Raw genomic sequence first — 20,624 nt, 5'->3', positions numbered from 1 at the left:
GGCGGGGACGAGTCACGCGCGGCGGGCCCGGGGGCCGGGCCGTCTCTTTCGGATCCTGCCGGTCGAGCCCGCGCCGTCCGGCGCCGTGCCCCGCACGGCGGAGGGGCTCCCGCGTACCGGACGTACCCGGGTGCCTCGACAACGCGGCGACGTGCGGTGCCGGGCGGCGCGGGTCGGGCGGGATCCGCAAGAGACGGCTCAAGCGCCCGCGAAGTGTTCGCGGACCAGGGACTCCACCACCGGGAGGTCCCGGGCGATCAGGGCCTCCAGCAGGGCCGAGTGCTCGGCGGCGTCGGCCACCAGATCGGCCCGCCGCACCCGCGGAGCACCCGGCAGCGGCCACTGCGCCCGCCGGTGCAGCTCCTCGGCGATCTGCACCAGCTGCCCGTTGCCCGCCAGCGAGAGCACCGCGCGGTGGAAGGCGCGGTCCGCCTCCGCGTACGCCGGCAGGTCCCCGGCGGCGGCCGCCTCGGCCGTGGCGAGGACGGCCGGGCGCAGGGCCTCCCAGGCGGCCACGGGGACCGAGCGGGCCAGCCGGAGCATCACCGGCACCTCGATCAGGCCCCGCACCTCGGCCAGCTCCGCCAGGCTCCGGGGGGTACGGGTCAGCACCCGGAAGCCGCGGTTGGGCAGGCATTCCACCGCCCCCTCCAGCGCCAGCTGCTGCATGGCCTCGCGGACGGGGGTCGCGGAGACCCCGAAGCGCTCGCCGAGCGCCGGACCCGAGTAGATCTCCCCCGGCACCAGCTCCCCGTCGACCAGGGCCGCGCGCAGCGCGTCGAGGACCTGTCCGCGCACCGAGTGCCGCAGCACCTTCTGGGCCGGAACCCGGGGACCGGCCGGCGCCGGTCCACCCGGGGCGGATTCCGCCTCCGCTTCCGTCGGTACGGGGTGTTCGGACACCAGGGCATGGGCCGCTTCGCGCACTCGGTCCTCCTCCGGGTCTCGACCGGTTCCGAGGATAGGCGACGGCCCCGGGGCGGGTCCGGGCGCGAGGCGGGGCGGACAGCCCACCCGTGATCAGCTAAGGTTAGGCTAACCTTGCTTTTCGTTCCCGACGCGCGATTCGGTGGTCCGCCATGCCCGGCCCGACTCTCCCCGCCCCGCCCGCACCCGCCCCGGCCGGCTCCCCGGTGGCGCGCGCGTACGCACGCCTCACGGCCGCCCACCCGGGCCTGCGGATCCGCGAGCACGCCGCGCACGAACCCCTTCCCGGCGGTGCGGGATGGGTCGGCGCGCACGAGCTCGCGGCGGGCGGCGGGGCCCTGGACTCCCACCTCGCCTGGGACGCGGCGCAGGTGGTCCGGGACTACGGGCGGCCGGCGCGGCCCGACGTCGTGGCCGGGTTCGGCCTGCACCGCTACGCCTGGCCGGCCTGCCTGCTGATCACGGTCCCGTGGTTCCTGGAGCGCAGGGTGCCGCGGCTGCCCGTGGACCGGGTGGCCTTCCACCGGACCGAGGGGCGGATGTCGGTGCGCGTCGAGGAGTTCGCCTGCCTGCCCGGCGATCCGGCGGCCGCCCTCCCCGGGGCGCGGACCGTGGCCGGCGAGGAGGCGCTGCGCGAGGAGGTGCGGGCGGCGGTGGCCGAGCACCTGGGTCCGCTGCTGGAGGGGTTCGGCCCGCGGATGCGGCGGGGCCCGCGCGCCCTGTGGGCCACGGCCGCCGACGAGGTCGTCGAGGGCCTCTGGTACCTCGGGAGCCTGCTCGGCGAGGAGCGGCGGGCGGTGCGCGAGCTGGAGCTGCTCCTGCCGGGCGCGCTGGCCCCGTACCCGGCCGGGGCGCGCTTCCGCACGCTCGCCGGGCCCTGCGGGACGGAGCTGACCACCCGGGACCGGGCCGGCTGCTGCTTCTTCTACACGGTCCGCCCCGAGGACACCTGCACCACCTGCCCCCGCACCCGCGACGCGGAGAGGATCGCCCGGCTCACGGCCGCCGTCGGCTGAACCCACCCCGCCGGATGAAGCGCATTCGAACAGAACTCGGCCACCTCGGAAGGGAGTTCGAGACACAACGCCCTATCCGACGGGCCCCGCCCCCCGTTGGCGTCCTCTTGACCCGAAACCCACGTGCACCACGGATCTGCTGCGCCACTATGGCGCCCGGAAAGCCGCATACGCGAGGCAAGGGACAACCGCATGAGACTGACCGACATATCGCTGGACTGGCTGCTGCCCGGCGGCCTGTTGATCCTGGGCGTGCTTGCGGCAGTGGCGGTGCTGGCCCGGGGCAAGCGGGAGGGCGAGAAGGCCGCGGCCGACGACAGCTGGGAGCGCAGCGAGGAGCGGCGGCGGCGCAAGGAGGCCGTCTACGGCACCGCCTCGTACGTCCTGCTCTTCTGCTGCGCCGCGGTGGCCGCCGCGCTCTCCTTCCACGGGCTGGTCGGCTTCGGCCGGCAGAACCTCAACCTCTCCGGCGGCTGGGAGTACCTGGTCCCCTTCGGCCTCGACGGCGCCGCGATGTTCTGCTCGGTGCTCGCCGTCCGCGAGGCCAGCCACGGTGACGCCGCCCTGGGCTCCCGGATGCTGGTCTGGCTGTTCGCCGGGGCGGCCGCCTGGTTCAACTGGGTGCACGCACCCCGGGGTTCGGGCCACGACGGCGCCCCGCAGTTCTTCGCCGGCATGTCGCTCTCGGCGGCCGTGCTCTTCGACCGCGCCCTCAAGCAGACCCGCCGGGCGGCGCTGCGCGAGCAGGGCCTGATCCCGCGCCCGCTGCCGCAGATCCGCATGGTCCGCTGGCTGCGGGCCCCCCGCGAGACCTTCGGCGCCTGGTCGCTGATGCTCCTGGAGGGCGTGCGCACGCTCGACGAGGCGGTCGACGAGGTGCGCGAGGACAAGAAGGAGCGGGAGCAGGACCGGCACCGCAGGCGGGAGCAGCACCGCCTGGACCGCGCCCGCATCAAGGCGCTGGGCCGGCAGCACAGGGCGTTCGGGCGGGCCCGGGCGCGTCAGGTCGACCTGCCGGGGCTGACCCCCGGAACGGGCTCCGCGCCGGTCGGCGCGGAGCCGGCCATATCGGAAGCGGGACAGCTGCCCTTGCGACGAAGGCCCTCCCTGCAGGCCGTGAACGGAACCGAGTCCCCTGACCCGGCCGGTCCCCGGACGGTGGACCTCACCGCCGAGGACGACACCCAGACGCTCCCCCGGCTCGACTCACTGGAGCGCAAACTGAAGGACCTGGAGCAGCAGTTCGGCTGACCGGCCCACGAGCCGGATGCCGGCGTACGCCTCGGCGGGGCGGCCTTCGGGCGGCCCCGCCGTCGCACGCCCCGGGCCGCTGCGCGGCTACCCGGCGTCCTCCAGCTCGAACCAGACGACCTTGCCCGGCCCCAGCGCCGGCGGATCCACGCCCCAGGTGTCGGCGAGCGTCTCCACCAGGACCAGCCCCCTTCCGTGCGTACCGTCGTCGGCGGACGGTACGTGCGGCCGGGGCCGGCGGGCGGCGCCGTCGCGGACCTCGACCCGCAGCCGGGCGTCCTCGACGCTCGCGGACACCTCGGCTCCCCCTTCCGTGTGGACGAGGGCGTTGGTGACGAGCTCGGTGACCAGCAGTTCGGCCACCTGGGCCGTACCGGCCCCGCAGCGGTGGCGGAGCAGCTCCCGCAACTCCCTGCGGACCTCGCCCACCGCCTTGAGGTCGGCGCGGCGGACGCTGCGCGTCATCTCCGCCCGGTCCGGCGACGGTTCGCGCGCCACCGGCCGCCCCCTCCGCCACGGCTTACCGGTCTTCGCCCCCACGCGCACGGCGATGTACCTCCCCGTATTCCTGTGCCCGCCTCTCGAACAGGCCTACGGAATGCATGCCCCCGGGGCGGGTTCACACTCCTTCGCCCCCGCGGGCCGGGCCCGTCGCACCGCCGGGATCCGGCCATCCGCGCCCGCCGGGCGGCACCCCCGGCGGACACGGTCCCGCTGTCCGATGGTGCGAATCCGGTCACCCCGCGGACACCGTCCTTCGGTGGAACCGACAGCCCGGCGCGCCCCGCCACCGCGTTCACCGGGGCGGCACCCGGCGGCGTACGTCCCGTCATGCCCCGCGGCCCGTCCGGGCGGAGGCCGGAAAGCGGTGGGTTCCCCCCGCCCGTTCCGCCCACGGGATGCCCGAGAAGGGCACTTTGACGGGCGGGCCGTACTGCACGAGGGGGAGGAAATCTCGCACCGGCAACGGGGAACCGCCGCCCTCCGGCCTCGCACCCCCTTGACGGGAGCGGGTCACGCCTCCCAGACCGCGGCGGCCGTCCGGTCGTCGGCGTAGCCCTTGAGGCGGACCTGGGTGTCCGCGAGGAAGGCCGCCAGACCGGGCGGGTCGCCCTGGGACCAGCGGGACGCGAGCTCGGCCGGGAGCAGGCCCTCCTCGCGCATGGGGTCCGCGAGGCCTCCGGAGCAGAGCAGCAGGGTGTCGCCCGGGCGGGCCGCGGAGGCACGGAACCGGAACCCGGCGGCCCCGCCCGTGTCCTCCTCCAGGTCCTGCCAACGGCCCCCGCGGAGCCGGAAGACCCCGCCCGCGCCTGCGCCGAAGCAGATCCGGTGGGGGCACTGGGGGTCCAGGGGCAGCAGCAGTCCGCGCAGCCCGGCGGTGTACGCCTCCTCGTCGAGCCCGAGTTCGGCGGCCCGGGCCCGCAGCCGCCCGTAGCCCCGGTCGGTGAGCCGCTGGAGCCCCGACAGCAGGGCCTCGCGGCGGCCCGTGCGGATGTCCTCGGCCAGCCGCTCCCGGCTGCGCCCGACGGCCGCCGCGACGGAGTGCCCCAGTTCGGCGGCGGCCTCGCGGGCGCCGGGGGCGGCCCGGTCCCCGCCGGCCAGGACCACCAGGACGAGGGCGTCGTCCCCACTGCCGAAGCGGGCGGTGAGCAGGAAGTCCCGGCGGGCGTCGCCCCGGTAGCGGGCGGAGTCCCCGCGCACCGAGGCGGCGCGCAGGGTGTACGTGCCGTAGCGGGCGCCCTCCAGGACGGTGTCGGGGGTGAGGGAGTCCAGGGCGGCGGGGTCGGCGGCCGGGAGCGCTCCCGGCTCGGCGGCGTAGGTGGGGGCCCGGTCCCCGAGGTGGCTGACCACGGGCCGGCCGGCGGGCTCCGGCCGTGGCTCCCGCTCCGCCCGCGGCGGGGTGTCGGGGCGGGGCGGGGCGGGCGGCACCGCCACGTCGCCTTCCGCGTACCCGGTGGCCCCCGTCACCCGGGAGTCGCGGCGGGGCGGCGGGACGGGCGCGGCGGTCTTGTCCAGCCGCAGCGGCGCGGGCGCGGCGGGAGGCGGCTCCGGTGCCACCGGGGGCGCGGCGGGAGGCGGCTCCGGTGCCACCGCGGGCGCGGCGGGCGGGGCGCCGCCCGCCCGGGGGCCGGGGAGCGACGGGGGTTGGGGCGGGGCCGGCCCGTCCGCGGCGACCAGGACCGACGCCGAGCGGAAGCGCTGGTCCAGCGTGTCCCCCGGGTCGGGTCCGGTCCCCGCGTCCGGGTCCTCGTACAGCTTCTGCCACCAGTCCTGCGCGCCCTGCCGACTCATGCCCTCATTGTCGGCCGCACCGGGCGGCGGAAAACCCCGAATGCACGAAAAGGTCCCCGGTCCGGGGTCGCCACCTTGGCAAACGGGCCGCGGGTGCGGCGAAGATGGGCCGGAACGGGTCTGAGAGTGGGGTGGACGGGTTGCTGGGGGCAATAGGCCTGGACGAGGGGCAGGAGTCGGCGTACCGCGCGCTGGTCGCGCTGGGGGCGGCGGAGGTGCCGGACCTCGCCCGCCGGCTGACGCTGCCGGTGCCGCAGACCGAGCGGACCCTGCGGCACCTGGAGCGGCACGGTCTGGCGGCGCAGTCCTCGGCCCGTCCCGGGCGGTGGGTGGCCGCACCGCCCGCGGTGGCCCTGGGCGCCCTCCTCACCCGGCAGCGCCAGGGGCTGGAGCAGGCCGAACTGGCCGCCGAGCTGCTGGCGCGGGAGTACCGGGCGGAGGCGGCGGACGCGGCGGTGCACGACCTGGTGGAGGTGGTGACGGGCGCGAGCGCGGTCGCGCACCGCTTCCACCAGATCCAGCTCGGTGCGGCGGAGGAGGTGTGCGCGCTGGCGAGCGCGCGCCCGCTGGTCGTGTCGGGGATGGAGAACGAGCCGACGGAGGAGCAGGCCGCCGTGCGCGGCGTCGGGTACCGGGTGGTCATCGAGCGGGACGTGCTGGGCCTGCCCACGGGGATCCGGGAGGCGTCGACGGCGCTGGTGCGGGGCGCACGGGTCCGGGTGACGGGCCGGGTCCCCACCAGCCTGGTCATCGCGGACCGCGCCCTCGCCATGGTGCCGCTCACGGCGCACGGCACGGAGCCCGCGGCGCTCGTCGTCCACGCCTCGGGGCTGCTGGAGTCCCTGCTGGGCCTGTTCGAGGCGGTCTGGCGGGAGGCCGTCCCCCTGGTGCTGGGGGCGAGCGGGACGCCGGAGGAGTCGGGCGGCGTGCCCGACAGCACCGATCTGGAGATCCTGACCCTGCTGCTGGCCGGGATGACGGACGCCAGCGTGGCCAAGCACCTGGAGCTGGGCCTGCGCACGGTCCAGCGCCGGGTGAAGGGCCTGATGGAGCTGGCCGGGGTGACCACCCGGCTCCAGCTCGGCTGGCACGCGTACGAACGGGGCTGGGTGGCCCGGTGACGCGGCCGCGGGCGGTCCGCACCGGAGGCCGGTGCCGTCGGGGCGGCGAACGCGTCCGGCTCCGGCGGGCACGGTGCCGCCCCGCCGTTCACGTCCGCCCGGCCCCGCGGGACGCGGCCGCCTGAGGGGCGGGACGCCGCCCCTCCCCGGTCAGGCGCGCCCGCCCCGCTTCGCGGCGTGGTTCGCGCGGCCCTCCGCCGACTTGGCGCGCCAGTCCCGGCGGATCTCCGCCCGTAGGCGGGCGTCCGTCTTCGCCACGATGCGCTGGTTCTCGCGCAGCAGCTTGCGGTAGCTCTCCAGGCGCCGTTCGGGGAGCGTGCCGTCGGCCACCGCCGCCCGTACCGCGCACCCCGGCTCCGCCTCGTGGGCGCAGTCGTGGAAGCGGCAGTCGGCGGCGTAGTCCTCGATCTCCGAGAACACCTGCCCGACCCCCGCCTCGGCGTCGAACAGGCCGACGCCCCGCAGCCCCGGGGTGTCGATCAGGACGCCTCCGCCCGGCAGTGCGAGCAGGTTGCGCGTGGTGGTGGTGTGGCGGCCCTTGCCGTCGACGTCGCGCGTCGCCCGGACGTCCATGACGTCCTCGCCGAGCAGCGCGTTGGCCAGCGTGGACTTGCCGGCGCCCGAGATGCCGAGCAGCACGCTCGTGCCGCCGGCGACGATCGCCGCGAGCACGTCCGTCCCCTCGCCCGTGTGCGAGGAGACGGTGAGGACCTGCACGCCGGGCGCGGTGGTCTCCACGTCCTGGACGAGGTGGCCGAGCACGTCGGGGTCCGGGACCAGGTCGGCCTTGGTCAGGACGACCAGCGGCTGGGCGCCCGACTCCCACGCCAGGGCGAGGAAGCGTTCGATCCGGCCGAGGTCGAGCTCGACGGCCAGCGAGACCGCGATGATCGCGTGGTCCACGTTGGCGGCGAGGATCTGCCCCTCGGAGCGCTGCGAGGAGGTGGACCGCACGAAGGCGGTGCGGCGCGGCAGGTACGCCTTCACGTAGCGCGGGCTGCCGGTCGCCTCGACGGCGGCCCAGTCGCCCGTGCAGATGACGCGGAGCGGGTCGTGGGGGGTGACGAAGGCGGTGTCGGCACGGACGACGCCGTCCTCGGTCATGAGGTCGCACTGCCCGCGGTCGACGCGGACGACCCGGCCGGGGAGGAGTCCCTCGGCTGCGTACGGGGCGAACTCCGCCGCCCAGGCGTCGTCCCAGCCGTAGGCGGCGAGGGCGTGCGGGAGGGAGGAGGAGGAGAGGGAAGAAGACGGGAGAGTCAAGGGGAACCCTTCACAGGGTGGCCCCGGCAGCGCACGCGCGGCGGCGCGCGGAGAGGTATGGGGTCAGCCGGAGACCACGGAGGTGGCAACGAGGACGAACTCCTGAACGCGGGCAACGCCCGTCACGGTGACAGTCATCAACGTCCTCACCTCCTGCGGTGTCTCGACGAGCCAACGCGGCTCTCCTGGAGGGCGGTTGTGCCCCGCGCCTCCGTACCCCGGAACCATAGCCCGGCCCGGTGCGGCGGCACCACCGGATTAATCCGCGGAATCGATCACCAGCCCGTGCCGGTAGGCGTAGCGGACGGCCTGGGCGCGGTCGCGGACCCCGGTCTTGGCGAAGAGGTTGTTGATGTGCGTCTTGACGGTGGACTCGCCGATGGTGAGCCGCCGGGCGATCCCGGCGTTCGAGCGGCCCTCGGCGATCAGGGCGAGCACCTCCCCCTCACGGGCCGTCAGACCGTCGGGCAGGGCGGCGGCCCGGGGCCGCGGCGGCGGCCCGGCGGCGACGGCCGCGGCGACGAGGCGTTCCTGGGCGGCGGGGCCCAGGCTGGTGGCTCCGTCGCGCACGGCGGCGAGGGCGCGGGCGATCTCCTGGGCGTCGGCGTCCTTGGTGAGGTAGCCGCGGGCGCCGGGGCGTCCAGCACGGAGGCGTCGTCGCTGTAGGTGGTGAGGACGACGACCCCGGTCCCGGGGTGGTTCCCGGTGATCAGGCGGGTGGCCTCCACGCCGTCCGTACGGGGCATGCGCAGGTCCATCAGGACCACGTCGGGGGCGTGTTCGGCGACGAGCCGGACGGCTTCGGCTCCGTCGGCGGCGGAGGCGACCACCTCGGTGCCGGGCAGCAGGCCGAGCAGCAGCACGAGCCCTTCCCGTACGACGGTCTGGTCGTCGGCCACGACGACACGGATCGGGGCGCCGTTGTCGGTCACGGTGCGAGGGGTCCTTCCAGGCGGACGCGGAAGCCGGTGCCGTACGGCCCGGCGTCGAGGGCGGCTCCGATGAGTTCGGCCCGTTCGGCCATCCCGACCAGGCCGTAACCGCCGCCGGTGGCGGCGTGCGGGGCGGGCCCGGTGCCGCCGGAGTCGGTGACGCACAGCTCGTAGCGCGCGCCCGGGTGGCGCAGGGTGATCTCCACGTCGGCCCCGGCGGCGTGCTTGCGCGCGTTGGTCAGGGCCTCCTGCGCGGTGCGGACGACGGCGAGGGCGGCCTCGGACGGCAGGGGGTGCGGGCCGGCGTCGACGGTGAGGGCGCAGGCGGCGCCCGTCGTGCGGCGGTACTCCTCGACGAGGGCCGCGAGGGCCTCCTGCGGGGCGGGGGCGTCGCCGCGCAGGACGGCGACGGCCCGGCGGGTCTCCTCCAGGCCTCCCTTGGCGAGGGCGCGGGCCCGCTCGACCAGGACCCCGGCCTCCTCGTGGCGGCCGGCCTCCAGGGTGAGGCGCGCGCTCTCCAGGTGGATGAGCTGGGCGGAGAGGGAGTGCGCGAGGATGTCGTGGACCTCGCGCGCCACGTGGGCCCGCTCGGCGAGCAGGGCGCGCTGGCGTTCGGACTCGGCGGCGGCGCGCCGGGCCCGGCCGGCGCGGACGTAGGCGAACATGCCGCAGAGGCCGACGACGTTCCACAGTTCGACGGGGTCGCGCTCGCGCAGCAGGGTGACGGCGGCGGCCGCGGCGGCCCCGGCGCCGAGGAGGACGGTGGCGGGGACGACCCCGAGGCGGGCGGCGGCGAAGCCGCACACGGCGAAGACGAGGACCACCCACGGGGTGGCGGGGGCCAGCAGTCCGGTGGCGCAGGCGGCGGCCAGGGCGGCTCCGAAGAGCCACGCCCCGGTGCGGGGCCGGTCGTCGACGACGGCGAGGAGGGTCATGCCGAGTCCGGCCGCCCCGCAGGCGAGCGCGGCGGCGCCGGGCGGGGGTGTGAGCAGGCCGTGCAGGAACCAGACGAGCAACGCCACCTGGACGGCGACCCTGACGTGGGTGTTCGTGAGCGGGGGCAGGGTGTGTGGCATCGGCATCCCCGCCCACTGTAGCCAGGCCCGCCCGAGCGGGGCGTGGCGCACCGGGCCGGCCGCCTCATGCCGCGACGGGGACCCGGCGGGAGCGGGCGGCCAGGGCCAGGCCCTGGGCCAGGATCCAGCTCGCGAGGGTCACCAGCAGGGCCCCGTTCCGCACCGGGACGCCCACGGCGTACCCGAGGAGGGCGAGGGCCGCGCGGACGGCGAGGGAGAACCCGAACAGGGCGAGGACCGTGCGGTTGCCCTTGGCCCAGAGGGTGCCGTCGGGCTCGCGCCACAGGGTCATGGCGCGGCCCATGAGGTGGCCGGTGCCGAAGGCCGCGGCGGTCCCGGCGGCGAGCAGCGCCGCGCCCAGCACGGGGTGGGCGGGGGCGGTCAGCCCGCCCTCGGCCACCCCGACGGCGGCGAGGACCGCGGGCAGCACCCACACGCGGTCCTGGTCCTTGACGGGCCGTCCGCCGAACCTGCGTACGAGGACGAAGACGACGACCAGCGCGATGACGAGAACACGTGCGATATCCATGCCCTTCACGCTAGGAACGGGCCGCCCCGCCGTGATCGGCGCCGGGGTGGATCCCGGGTGGAGGTTCCCTCTCCACCCACGGGTGGAGGACGGCCCGCCGCGGTGTCCGTTTCCTTCAATACCTCCGGCCCGGGCCCCGCCTAGCCTGCCGTCATGACCCCACGACTCGACATGATCGGCCTGGTCGTCTCCGACATGGCCGCCTCGCTCGCCTTCTACCGCCGCCTCGGCCTGGACGTCCCCGCCGACGCGGACGGCCTGCCGCACGTGGAGGCCGTCCTGCCCGGCGGGCTGCGGATCGGCTGGGACACCGAGGAGGTCGTCCGGTCCTTCGACCCCTCGTGGACCCCGCCCTCCGGGGGCCCGCGCCGCGAGCTCGCCTTCCTGTGCGACTCCCCCGCGGAGGTGGACACGCTGTACGCGGAGCTGACGGACGCGGGGTACGGGGGGCACCTGAAGCCCTGGGACGCCTTCTGGGGGCAGCGCTACGCGGTGGTCCTGGATCCGGACGGCTGCCAGGTCTCGCTGTTCGCCCCCGCGGGCCCCGGGTCCGCCGGAGCCCCCGACGGCGCCTGAGCCGCCGCCCACGCCCCCAGGGTGGTCCCGGCCAGGGCCCGCACCTCGCGGGCCAGGTGGGCCTGGTCGGCGTACCCGGCGGCGTACGCCACCTCGGCCTGCGCCAGCCCTCGCCGGGTCAGGGCCAGCGCCCGCTGGAGGCGCAGCACCCGGCCCAGGGTGCGGGGGCCGTATCCGAAGGCGTCGAGGGAGCGGCGGTGCAGCCGGCGCTCCCCGATGCCGAGGGCGGCGGCGATGGCGGCGACGGGCTGCCCGGCGCGGAGCCGGGCGGTCACCTCGGTGGGGAGCGGGTCGGGCGGGCCCGCGGCGTCGAGCCGGGTCCGGGCCAGCGCTTCGAGGCCCGCGCACGGGTCCGCGTACCGGGCGGTCCGACCGGTCAGCCGGCGCACCTCGGGGCCGGGCCACAGGTCGGCCAGCTCGACCCGCCGGTCGCGCAGTGCGCGGGCCGGTACGCCGAGCAGCGCGGGCGCGGTGCCGGGGGCGAGCCGCAGTCCCGCGAAGGAGCGGCCGGGGACCTCTCCGGCGGGGTGCGGGCCGGTGTCGGGGCCGGCCACGAGCAGCCGGCCCTCGATCCAGAGCAGGTCCATGCACCCGTCGGGCAGCACGGGCCCGCCGGGTCCCCGGGCCCGCCAGACCACGGCTCCGGGGACGGACCGGGACGGCGCTTCCTCGTACACACCGCAAGCCTAGGGGGGCGCCGCGCGGGCGGCCGCGGCGGTTCAGTGTTTGCGCAGGCGGGAGGTGTAGTCGTCCGGGGGCAGGAAGTTCGACCAGCGCTCGGGGAACTCGGAGGGCATCCCGGCGTCCTCGTCGTCCTCGGACTCCCCCTCGGCCAGGGCCCGCCAGGCGGCGGCGCGGGCGACGAGCCGGGCGGCCTCGGCCTCGCGGACCCGCTCGTTCGCCTCGCGCGCCGCGGCGGTGGCCACCGAGGGCCAGACCCGGTCGATGGCGGCGTTGACGGCCGCGCCGACGAGCACCGCGAAGGCCGAGATGCCGATCCACAGCAGGATCGCGACGGGCGCGGCCAGCGAGCCGTAGATGGTCGGGCCCTCCACGGTGTTGGTGAGGTAGATCCGCAGCAGGAAGGAGCCGAGCACCCACATGGCGAGGGCGACGAGCGCGCCGGGCACGTCCTCGATCCACGGCGAGCGGACCGGCACGGACACGTGGTAGAGCGTGGTCAGGAAGGCGATGGACAGCAGCGTGACCACCGGCCAGTAGAGGACGGCGATCACCTCCGTGCTCCAGGGCACCAGCCGGACGACGGCGTCGGGGCCGACCACCATCAGCGGCAGCACGATCGCGCCGATCACCAGGGCGATGACGTAGAGGAGGAAGGAGAGCAGCCGGGTCTTGACGATGCCGCGCTGCCCGTCGAGCCCGTACATGACGGTGATGGTGTCGATGAAGACGTTGACGGCGCGGGAGCCCGACCACAGGGCGAAGGCGAAGCCGAGGGAGATCAGGTCGGGGCGGCCCTCGCGGGTGACGTCGTCGAGCATCGGTCTGGCGATGTCGTTGACGCCCCGGTCGGACAGGACGGTGCCGACCGCGCGCAGGATGTTCTCCTCGATGCTGGCCACCGACTGGGTGTTGGTCCAGCCGTCCACGTAGCCGAGCAGGCCGAGCAGGCCGAGGAAGAGCGGGGGCAGGGACAGGAGGGTGAAGAAGGCGGCTTCGGCGGCGAGGCCGAGGATCCGGTATTCGACGCACGAGTTGACGGTGTCCTTGAGGAGCAGCCAGCCCATCTTGCGTTTGGAGACGTTGCGGTAGAGGACGCGGGCCCGATGGAGCCTTCCCGGGCGTACCGGGGTCCTTTCGGGTGTTTCGTTTGCGGGCTGCACGTCCTTACCGTAGCCGCATGGCAGCCACCACCCACACAGTCAGCAACCAGGCCCCGCCGCTCGTCGGGTACGAGGTCTACCTCGGCGACCGGGCCCTCACGGAGGCGGTGGACCGCCACCTCGCGGACGCGGCTGCGGAGGTCCGCGACGAGGTGCGGCGGGAGCTCGCCGAACTGGGGCGCGCGGCGGGCTCGGCGCAGGCCCAGCGGTGGGGCCGCGAGGCGAACGAGAACCCGCCGGTGCTGCGGACCCACGACCGCTACGGCAACCGGATCGACGAGGTGGAGTTCCCCCGGGCGTGGCACCGGCTGCTGGGGCACGCGGTGGGCGCCGGGCTGACCGACGCCTGGGGGCGGCCGTCGGGGCACCTGCGCCGGGCGGCGGGCTTCTTCGTGTGGTCGCAGGCCGAGGCGGGGCACGGCTGTCCGGTGTCGATGACGCACGCGGCGGTGCTGGCGCTGCGGGCGGATCCGGAGCTGGCCGCGCTGTGGGAGCCGAAGCTGACCTCGCACGTGTACGAGCAGGGGCTGCGGCCGCCCGCGCTGAAGGCCGGGGTGCTCTTCGGGATGGCGATGACGGAGAAGCAGGGGGGCAGCGACGTACGGGCGAACACGACGGCGGCGGTGCCGCTGGGCGCCTCCGGGGAGTACCTGCTGACCGGGCACAAGTGGTTCTGCTCGGCGCCGATGTCGGACGGCTTCCTGGTGCTGGCGCAGGCGCCGGGCGGGCTGACGTGCTTCCTGGTGCCGCGGGTGCTGCCGGACGGGGCGCGCAACCCGTTCGCGCTCCAGCGGCTGAAGGACAAGATGGGGAACCGGTCGAACGCCTCGGGGGAGGTCGAGTTCGACGGGACCTGGGCGCGGCGGGTGGGCGAGGAGGGCCGGGGGGTGCGGACCGTCATCGGGATGGTCGCGGCGACCCGGCTGGACTGCGTGGTGGGCTCGGCCTCGCTGATGCGGCAGGCGCTGACGCAGGCCGTCCACCATGCGGAGCACCGCTCTGTTTTCGGAGCGCCGCTCATCGGGCAGCCGCTGATGCGCAACGTCCTGGCCGACCTGGCCCTGGAGTCGGAGGCGGCGACCGTGCTGGCCCTGCGCCTGGCGGCCGCCTGCGACGCGGGGACGGAGCAGGAGTCGGCCTTCCTGCGCCTGGCGGTGCCCGTGGCGAAGTACTGGGTGACCAAGCGCTGTACGCCGATGGTGGCGGAGGCACTGGAGTGTCTGGGGGGCAACGGCTACGTAGAGGAGTCCGGACTGCCGAGACTGCTGCGCGAATCCCCGGTGAACTCCATCTGGGAGGGTTCGGGCAACGTGCAGGCGCTGGACGCCCTGCGCGCCCTCCGGCGGGAGCCGCAGGCGCTGAACGCCTTCCTCCAGGAGGTCGGCCTGGCGCGGGGCGCCGACCACCGGCTGGACGCGGCCTTCAGGGACCTGTTCACGGACCTCGCGGACCTGGAGGGGATCGAGGGCCGGGCCCGCCGGGTGGTGGAGCGGATGGCCCTGGTGCTCCAGGGTGCGCTGCTGGTGCGGTGGGCCCCGCCGGAGGTGGCGGACGCGTTCTGCGCGTCGCGGCTCGGCGGTGACCGGGGGTCGGCCTTCGGAACGCTGCCGCACGGCCTGGACCTGGGCGCGGTGGTGGCGCGGGCGCGGATCTCGGGCTGAGCGCGGTCCCCTGACCGCTGCGGTTCGCGCGGTTCGCGGGTGGTCCCCAAACCACCCGGGACCGCGGGGCCGCGGCGGTCCCCAAACCACCGCGACCGTGAACCGTTCAGCGCCGGGATCCGAACCCGTCCTGGTGGGTCCGGGGGTGGCGCCGCGCCGACTCGGCACCACCCCTGGTCCCAAGAGCCCCGAGGAAGGAGCTGTCACGCCGCTCTGCGGCGTGCCGATAGTTTCGGTCGCACGGCCGGGGGTTGGCGAGAGTTGCATACCGTTGCAACCCTTCGGTCCACAGGTGGTCGCAGGTGCCCGCCGCACGTGCCCGGGGAAGGGTCGCGTACGCCGGCCTCGACGGCTTCCGCAGTACGTCCTGTTCAGCACGGGGAGGTTCCGGTGGCCAACACCGCAGGCAGCACGGTCGACGTGGCGCGCATCTCGGCCATGGACGCGCGGGACGCCGCACGTCTGCTCAAGGGAGTACGGGCGGCGGCGCTGGCCGGGGACCGCCCGCCGGCCGCCCCGCGTCCGGAGATCGCCGAGTCCTGGCGCCGGATGATGGCCGGCGGGGTGCACCCGGACCGGGACGCGAGGTCCCGGATGCTGTCGGCCGCCGAGACCGAGGAGCGGCGGCAGGTCTCGCCGCTGCGGGAGATCCTCCCGGTGCTGCGGGAGGGGCTGCTGCCCGCGCTGGACGAGTCCCTGCACATCATGGTCGTCGCCGACGCCGACGGGCGGCTGCTGTGGCGGGAGGGGCACAGCGGCATCCTGCGCAAGGCGGACCGGCTGGGCTTCGCGGTGGGGGCCGACTGGGACGAGGCGGTCGTCGGCACGAACGGGGTGGGCACCGCGCTGGTGACCCGGCGGCCGGTGCAGGTGTTCTCGGCGGAGCACTTCGTCTCCAGCCACCACGACTGGACCTGCGCCGGGGCCCCCGTGCACGACCCCCGGGACGGGCAGCTGCTGGGCGTGGTCGACGTCAGCGGCCCGCTCGCCACCATGCACCCGGCGACCCTGGCCTGGGTCAGCTCGGTGGCCCGGCTCGCCGAGCGGGAGCTGCGGGTGCGCCACCTGGAGTCCCTGGAGCGGCTGCGGGCGGTGGCGGCGCCGCTGCTGGCCCGGCTCCCGGGGCGGGCCGTGGCGGTGGACCCGCACGGCTGGACGGCGGCGGTGACCGGACTGGCCCCCGCGGACCGGGTGCAGCTGCCGAAGGCGCTCGGCCCCGGGCGGCTGTGGATCCCGCAGCTGGGCGACTGCGTCGCGGAGCCGCTGCCGGGCGGCTGGCTGCTGCGCCTGGCGGAGTCCTCGGCGGCTGCGGGGGCGAGCCGGGTGGTGCTGGACCTGAGCCGGCCCCGGTCCTGGTCGGCGACGGTGTACGGGGCCGCGGGGAGCTGGTCGCAGGAGCTGAGCCCGCGCCACGCGGAGCTGCTGTTCCTGCTGGCCCAGACCCCGCGCGGGCGGACGGCGGCGGAGCTGGCCGAGGAGCTGTTCGGGGACCCCACCCGCACGGTGACGGTCCGCGCGGAGCTCTCCCGGGTCCGCCGCCACCTCGCCGGGGTGCTGAGCCACCGGCCGTACCGGTTCGCGGAGGACGTGGAGGTGGAGCTGATCCGCCCGCGGGACCCGGCCGGGCTGCTCCCGCACTCCACGGCCCCGGGCGTGGTCCGGGCCCGGCTGGGCCTCGGCGGCCCCTGGGGGACCCCCCGGCGGCAGCCGGGGGATGTGGTTCCCTGAAGCGCATGAGCACCATCACACTGACCACCTGGTCCCTCGAGATGACCTCGCCCGCCGATCTGGTCGCGGCCGCCGAACCCGGCCCGGAGATCACGATCAGCCGGGCCGAGGTGCCCTCCCCCGAGTTCAGCCGCTTCCTGTACGCCTCCGTGGGCCAGGACATCCACTGGACGGACCGGCTGTCGCTGACCCGGGCGCAGTGGGTGGAGCAGCTGGACCGCCCGGGCGTGGAGACGTGGGTGGCGTACGACCGGGGCACCCCGGCGGGGTACGTGGAGTTCGACCCGCAGCCCGACGGCGTGGTGGAGATCATCTACTTCGGCCTGCTCCCCGCCTTCCGGGGCCGGCGGATCGGCGGGCACCTGCTGTCGGTGGGCATAGCCCGCGCCTGGGACCTCGCGGACCGCTGGCCGGACCGCGAGCCCACGCGCCGCGTCTGGCTCCACACCTGCAGCCAGGACGGCCCCACGGCGATGGACAACTACCAGCGCCGCGGCTTCAAGCTCTTCAGGACGGAAACGGAAGAGAAGCCCGACTCCCCCACCCCGGGTCCCTGGCCCGGCGCGTAAGCCCCGGCAGGGCGTTCACGAGGCCCCTTTTCGCGCCGCCGTGGCCACGTCCGGCGGCGCGGGCCGGGGCGGGAGCGGAAGACCGGCGCGGCGTGACCCCCGTCACGCGGTCTCGCGATCCGGGACGAGTTCGTCCGTATCGTGGACAGTAGTGGACTCCTCCAATCGGCCCATGACACGCTTCGGCCATGAATGGAGCTGGAATCGCCCTGGTGAGTCGACGCCACGTCGACCTCGGCCGCATGTCCAGCGCCATGTGTCCGGCGAGCTGACGGAACCAGCCCTCGCCGCACGTCGCCGTCGTCCCCGCCGCCGCGGACGCGCCGACCACCTGCAAGCCCCCTGAAGGCCGCACCCTGCCCCCGCACGCCGGAAACCCTGGCGAAACGGCGCACATCGGCCACACCTGCTCGGAGATTCCAGCGTGACAGGGGCGCGCCGCCGCTCCCCCCTGCCCCGCCTCCAGCCGTTGAAGAAGGACGTACCCGCCATGGCCGCCACCCCCGAAACGCCCGCAGCCGCCCCTGCAGCCGCCGCGCGCCGCAAGACCGGCCGTCACCGCGGTGAGGGCCAGTGGGCCGTCGGACACCACACGCCCCTCAACGGCAACGAGCAGTTCAAGAAGGACGACGACGGTCTCAACGTGCGGACGCGCATTGAGACGATCTACTCCAAGACGGGCTTCGACTCGATCGACCCCAACGACCTGCGCGGCCGTATGCGCTGGTGGGGCCTCTACACCCAGCGCAAGCCCGGGATCGACGGCGGCAAGACCGCGATCCTGGAGCCGGAGGAGCTGGACGACAAGTACTTCATGCTGCGCGTCCGCATCGACGGCGGCCGGCTGACCACCGAGCAGCTCCGCGTCATCGGCGAGATCTCCGAGGAGTTCGCGCGCGGCACCGCCGACCTCACCGACCGCCAGAACGTGCAGTACCACTGGATCCGGATCGAGGACGTCCCGGAGATCTGGCGGCGCCTGGAGGCCGTCGGCCTGTCCACCACCGAGGCCTGCGGTGACACGCCCCGCGTCATCCTCGGTTCGCCCGTCGCCGGCATCGCCCAGGACGAGATCATCGACGGCACCCCCGCCATCGAGGAGATCTACCGCCGCATCGTCGGCAACAAGGACTTCTCCAACCTGCCCCGCAAGTTCAAGTCCGCGGTCTCCGGCTCGCCGCTGCTCGACGTGGCGCACGAGATCAACGACATCGCCTTCGTCGGCGTGAACCACCCGGAGCACGGCCCCGGCTTCGACGTCTGGGTCGGCGGCGGCCTCTCCACCAACCCCAAGCTGGGCGTCCGCCTGGGCACCTGGGTCTCGCTCGACGAGGTCCCGGACGTCTACGAGGGCGTCATCTCGATCTTCCGCGACTACGGCTACCGGCGCCTGCGCACCCGCGCCCGTCTGAAGTTCCTCGTCGCCGACTGGGGCGCGGCCAGGTTCCGCCAGGTCCTGGAGGACGAGTACCTCAAGCGCAAGCTCACCGACGGCCCCGCGCCCGAGCAGCCCAGCGGCCAGTGGCGCGACCACGTCGGCGTGCACCGGCAGCAGGACGGGAAGTTCTACGTCGGCTTCGCGCCCCGCGTCGGCCGCGTGGACGGCGCCACCCTGACCAAGATCGCGGACATCGCGGAGCAGCACGGCTCCGGCCGCCTGCGCACCACCGCCGAGCAGAAGATGATCGTCCTCGACATCGAGGCCGACAAGGTCGACTCCGTCGTCGGGGCGCTGGAGGCGCTGGACCTGCGGGTCAAGCCGTCCCCGTTCCGCCGCGGCACCATGGCCTGCACCGGCATCGAGTTCTGCAAGCTGGCCATCGTCGAGACCAAGGGCCGCGGGGCCTCGCTGATCGACGAGCTGGAGCGCCGCCTGCCGGACTTCGCCGAGCCGCTCACCATCAACATCAACGGCTGCCCGAACGCCTGCGCCCGTATCCAGGTGGCGGACATCGGTCTCAAGGGCCAGCTGGTCCTGGACGACGAGGGCAACCAGGTCGAGGGTTACCAGGTCCACCTGGGCGGCGCCCTGGGCCTGGAGGCCGGCTTCGGCCGCAAGGTCCGCGGCCTCAAGGTCACCTCGGCCGAACTGCCCGACTACGTCGAGCGGGTCGTCACGCGCTTCGAAGCGGAGCGCGAGGACGGCGAGCGCTTCGCCGCCTGGGTCGGCCGCGCGAGCGACGAGAGCCTCTCATGAGCGAGCGCGCCGCACCGTTCTACTGCCCGTACTGCGGCGACGAGGACCTGTTTCCCCACGAGACGGGCCACGGCGCCTGGGAGTGCAGGGCCTGCAACCGGGCCTTCCAGCTGAAGTACCTGGGGCTGCTGGCCCGGGGTGTTCGGACCGAAACCGCTGGAGGGGACGAGATATGACCACCGTTCAAGACTCGCGTCTCACGGAGTTGAAGGAACTGGCCGAACGGGCCGGCCGGGAGCTGGAGGACGCCTCCGCACTGGAGATCCTCACCTGGGCCGCGGAGACCTTCGGCAAGAAGTTCTGCGTGACCTCATCGATGGAGGACGCGGTGGTCGCCCACCTCGCCTCCCGGGCGATGCCCGGCGTGGACGTGGTCTTCCTCGACACCGGCTACCACTTCGAGGAGACCATCGGCACCCGTGACGCGGTCGAGGCCGTGATGGACGTCAACGTCATCACCCTCACCCCGCGCCGGACGGTCGCCGAGCAGGACGCCGAGTACGGCCCGAGGCTCCACGACCGCGACCCCGACCTGTGCTGCGCCCTGCGCAAGGTCCAGCCGCTGGAAGAGGGCCTGACCGCGTACGAGGCCTGGGCGACGGGTCTGCGCCGCGACGAGTCCCCGACCCGGGCGAACACGCCGGTGGTCGGCTGGGACGAGAAGCGGCGGAAGGTCAAGGTGTCGCCGATCGCCCGCTGGACCCAGGACGACGTCGAGGCGTACGTCGCCGAGCACGGGGTGCTGACGAACCCGCTGCTGATGGACGGTTACACCTCCGTCGGCTGCGCCCCCTGCACCCGCCGGGTCGCCGAGGGCGAGGACGCACGGGCCGGCCGCTGGGCCGGGCGCGGCAAGACCGAGTGCGGACTGCACGGCTGATGACCACCACACCTACGGACACCACGGAACTTACGGAGAAGCGGATGAGCGTGACCGGCCAGGGAGCCACCGTGTGGCTGACCGGTCTGCCCAGCGCGGGCAAGACCACCATCGCCTACGCGCTGGCGGAGCGGCTGCGCGCCGAGGGGCACCGGGTGGAGGTGCTCGACGGGGACGAGATCCGCGAGTTCCTCTCCGCCGGACTCGGGTTCAGCCGTGAGGACCGGCACACCAACGTGCAGCGGATCGGGTTCGTCGCCGAGCTCCTCGCGAGCAACGGCGTGAAGGCGCTCGTCCCGGTGATCGCTCCCTTCGCCGACAGCCGCGGGGCCGTCGCGAAGCGGCACGCCGCCGCCGGTACGAGCTACCTCGAAGTGCACGTCGCGACCCCGGTCGAGGTGTGCTCCGAGCGTGATGTGAAGGGCCTGTACGCCAAGCAGGCGGCGGGCGAGATCTCCGGTCTGACCGGCGTCGACGACCCGTACGAGGTCCCGCAGGACCCGGACCTGCGCATCGAGTCGCACACGCAGACCGTGCAGGAGTCGGCCTCCGCCCTGCACGCACTGCTCACCGAGAGGGGTCTGGCATGACCACCGCCGCGCACCTGCACACCGAGTCCGGTTCCGACGCGCCCTACGCGCTGTCGCACCTCGACGCCCTCGAATCCGAGGCGGTGCACATCTTCCGCGAGGTGGCGGGCGAGTTCGAGAAGCCGGTGATCCTCTTCTCCGGCGGCAAGGACTCCATCGTCATGCTGCACCT

The 20,624-nt window shown here is 75.0% G+C and carries 20 protein-coding genes and 2 pseudogenes; 13 read left to right on the top strand and 9 right to left on the bottom strand.

What is annotated here, in order from left to right; all coding sequences use genetic code 11:
* Positions 1-198 precede the first annotated feature (198 nt).
* Positions 199-927 (bottom strand): GntR family transcriptional regulator, encoded by a 729-nt coding sequence (locus tag AB0469_RS20670; protein WP_366452857.1) that lies wholly within the window; start codon positions 925-927, stop codon positions 199-201.
* 152 nt (positions 928-1,079) lie between these two features.
* Here AB0469_RS20670 and AB0469_RS20665 point away from each other — a divergent pair, with 152 nt between their 5' ends.
* Together AB0469_RS20665 and AB0469_RS20660 are read left to right on the top strand one after the other, a co-directional pair.
* Positions 1,080-1,943: a (2Fe-2S)-binding protein gene (locus AB0469_RS20665; protein WP_366452856.1), complete on the top strand. Its 864-nt coding sequence runs from the start codon at positions 1,080-1,082 to the stop codon at positions 1,941-1,943.
* Positions 1,944-2,135: 192 nt separating this feature from the next.
* Complete coding sequence (locus tag AB0469_RS20660) at positions 2,136-3,194, top strand: DUF2637 domain-containing protein (RefSeq protein ID WP_366452855.1); 1,059 nt, start codon at positions 2,136-2,138, stop codon at positions 3,192-3,194.
* Between the two features lie 87 nt (positions 3,195-3,281).
* On the opposite strand, the gene AB0469_RS20655 is transcribed toward AB0469_RS20660, so the two are convergent.
* Positions 3,282-3,659, bottom strand: a complete 378-nt coding sequence (locus tag AB0469_RS20655) for an ATP-binding protein (protein WP_366453006.1) — start codon at positions 3,657-3,659, stop codon at positions 3,282-3,284.
* A 549-nt stretch (positions 3,660-4,208) separates the two neighbouring features.
* Positions 4,209-5,486 (bottom strand): protein phosphatase 2C domain-containing protein, encoded by a 1,278-nt coding sequence (locus tag AB0469_RS20650; RefSeq protein WP_366452854.1) that lies wholly within the window; start codon positions 5,484-5,486, stop codon positions 4,209-4,211.
* Between the two features lie 140 nt (positions 5,487-5,626).
* Between AB0469_RS20650 and AB0469_RS20645 the strand changes: the two genes are divergently transcribed.
* Positions 5,627-6,607: a helix-turn-helix domain-containing protein gene (locus tag AB0469_RS20645; protein WP_366452853.1), complete on the top strand. Its 981-nt coding sequence runs from the start codon at positions 5,627-5,629 to the stop codon at positions 6,605-6,607.
* Positions 6,608-6,757: 150 nt separating this feature from the next.
* On the opposite strand, the gene rsgA is transcribed toward AB0469_RS20645, so the two are convergent.
* The 4 genes and pseudogenes from rsgA to AB0469_RS20625 form a co-directional block, all read right to left on the bottom strand.
* Positions 6,758-7,870, bottom strand: coding sequence for a ribosome small subunit-dependent GTPase A (rsgA, locus tag AB0469_RS20640; RefSeq protein ID WP_366452852.1), 1,113 nt, complete (start codon positions 7,868-7,870; stop codon positions 6,758-6,760).
* 258 nt (positions 7,871-8,128) lie between these two features.
* Positions 8,129-8,802 (bottom strand): annotated as a pseudogene (locus AB0469_RS20635) (response regulator transcription factor).
* Positions 8,799-9,884 (bottom strand): histidine kinase, encoded by a 1,086-nt coding sequence (locus tag AB0469_RS20630; protein WP_366452851.1) that lies wholly within the window; start codon positions 9,882-9,884, stop codon positions 8,799-8,801. The pseudogene AB0469_RS20635 and the gene AB0469_RS20630 overlap by 4 nt, the downstream one beginning before the upstream one ends.
* A 58-nt stretch (positions 9,885-9,942) precedes the next feature.
* Positions 9,943-10,407, bottom strand: a complete 465-nt coding sequence (locus AB0469_RS20625; protein WP_366452850.1) for a hypothetical protein — start codon at positions 10,405-10,407, stop codon at positions 9,943-9,945.
* A gap of 153 nt (positions 10,408-10,560) precedes the next feature.
* On the opposite strand from AB0469_RS20625, the gene AB0469_RS20620 reads away from it, so the two are divergent.
* Complete coding sequence (locus AB0469_RS20620) at positions 10,561-10,983, top strand: VOC family protein (protein ID WP_366452849.1); 423 nt, start codon at positions 10,561-10,563, stop codon at positions 10,981-10,983.
* Here AB0469_RS20620 and AB0469_RS20615 read toward each other — a convergent pair.
* The gene (locus AB0469_RS20615; protein WP_366452848.1) at positions 10,893-11,660 is read right to left on the bottom strand and encodes a helix-turn-helix domain-containing protein; all 768 of its coding nucleotides are present in this window, start codon (positions 11,658-11,660) and stop codon (positions 10,893-10,895) included. The two genes, AB0469_RS20620 and AB0469_RS20615, sit on opposite strands and share 91 nt — an antisense overlap.
* 42 nt (positions 11,661-11,702) lie before the next feature.
* Positions 11,703-12,827 carry a YihY/virulence factor BrkB family protein gene (locus AB0469_RS20610; protein ID WP_366452847.1) on the bottom strand — a complete coding sequence of 375 codons (1,125 nt, stop codon included), beginning with the start codon at positions 12,825-12,827 and terminating at the stop codon, positions 11,703-11,705.
* Between the two features lie 17 nt (positions 12,828-12,844).
* Between AB0469_RS20610 and AB0469_RS20605 the strand changes: the two genes are divergently transcribed.
* The 9 genes and pseudogenes from AB0469_RS20605 to AB0469_RS20565 form a co-directional block, all read left to right on the top strand.
* Entirely contained in the window at positions 12,845-14,488 is a 1,644-nt protein-coding gene (locus AB0469_RS20605; protein ID WP_366452846.1) for an acyl-CoA dehydrogenase family protein, read from the top strand.
* A gap of 438 nt (positions 14,489-14,926) precedes the next feature.
* Positions 14,927-16,216: a GAF domain-containing protein gene (locus AB0469_RS20600; RefSeq protein WP_366453005.1), complete on the top strand. Its 1,290-nt coding sequence runs from the start codon at positions 14,927-14,929 to the stop codon at positions 16,214-16,216.
* A 5-nt stretch (positions 16,217-16,221) separates the two neighbouring features.
* Positions 16,222-16,785 (top strand): GNAT family N-acetyltransferase, encoded by a 564-nt coding sequence (locus tag AB0469_RS20595; RefSeq protein ID WP_366452845.1) that lies wholly within the window; start codon positions 16,222-16,224, stop codon positions 16,783-16,785.
* Between the two features lie 188 nt (positions 16,786-16,973).
* Positions 16,974-17,057, top strand: a complete 84-nt coding sequence (locus AB0469_RS20590; RefSeq protein ID WP_344166751.1) for a putative leader peptide — start codon at positions 16,974-16,976, stop codon at positions 17,055-17,057.
* A 218-nt stretch (positions 17,058-17,275) separates the two neighbouring features.
* Entirely contained in the window at positions 17,276-18,982 is a 1,707-nt protein-coding gene (locus tag AB0469_RS20585; protein ID WP_366453004.1) for a nitrite/sulfite reductase, read from the top strand.
* Positions 18,979-19,158: a hypothetical protein gene (locus AB0469_RS20580; protein WP_366452844.1), complete on the top strand. Its 180-nt coding sequence runs from the start codon at positions 18,979-18,981 to the stop codon at positions 19,156-19,158. Before AB0469_RS20585 ends, AB0469_RS20580 begins: the two co-directional genes overlap by 4 nt.
* Positions 19,155-19,862, top strand: a complete 708-nt coding sequence (locus AB0469_RS20575; protein ID WP_366452843.1) for a phosphoadenylyl-sulfate reductase — start codon at positions 19,155-19,157, stop codon at positions 19,860-19,862. The genes AB0469_RS20580 and AB0469_RS20575 overlap by 4 nt, the downstream gene beginning before the upstream one ends.
* Positions 19,862-20,452 (top strand): adenylyl-sulfate kinase, encoded by a 591-nt coding sequence (gene cysC / locus AB0469_RS20570; RefSeq protein WP_366452842.1) that lies wholly within the window; start codon positions 19,862-19,864, stop codon positions 20,450-20,452. The genes AB0469_RS20575 and cysC overlap by 1 nt, the downstream gene beginning before the upstream one ends.
* A pseudogene (locus AB0469_RS20565) lies at positions 20,449-20,624 on the top strand (sulfate adenylyltransferase small subunit); the annotation flags it as partial. The gene cysC and the pseudogene AB0469_RS20565, both read left to right, overlap by 4 nt.

The organism is Streptomyces sp. NPDC093801 (assembly GCF_040701585.1).
Classification (GTDB): Bacteria; Actinomycetota; Actinomycetes; order Streptomycetales; family Streptomycetaceae; genus Streptomyces.
Note: the sequence above shows the minus strand (reverse complement) of the source record. Positions and strands in the feature narration are given on the sequence as shown.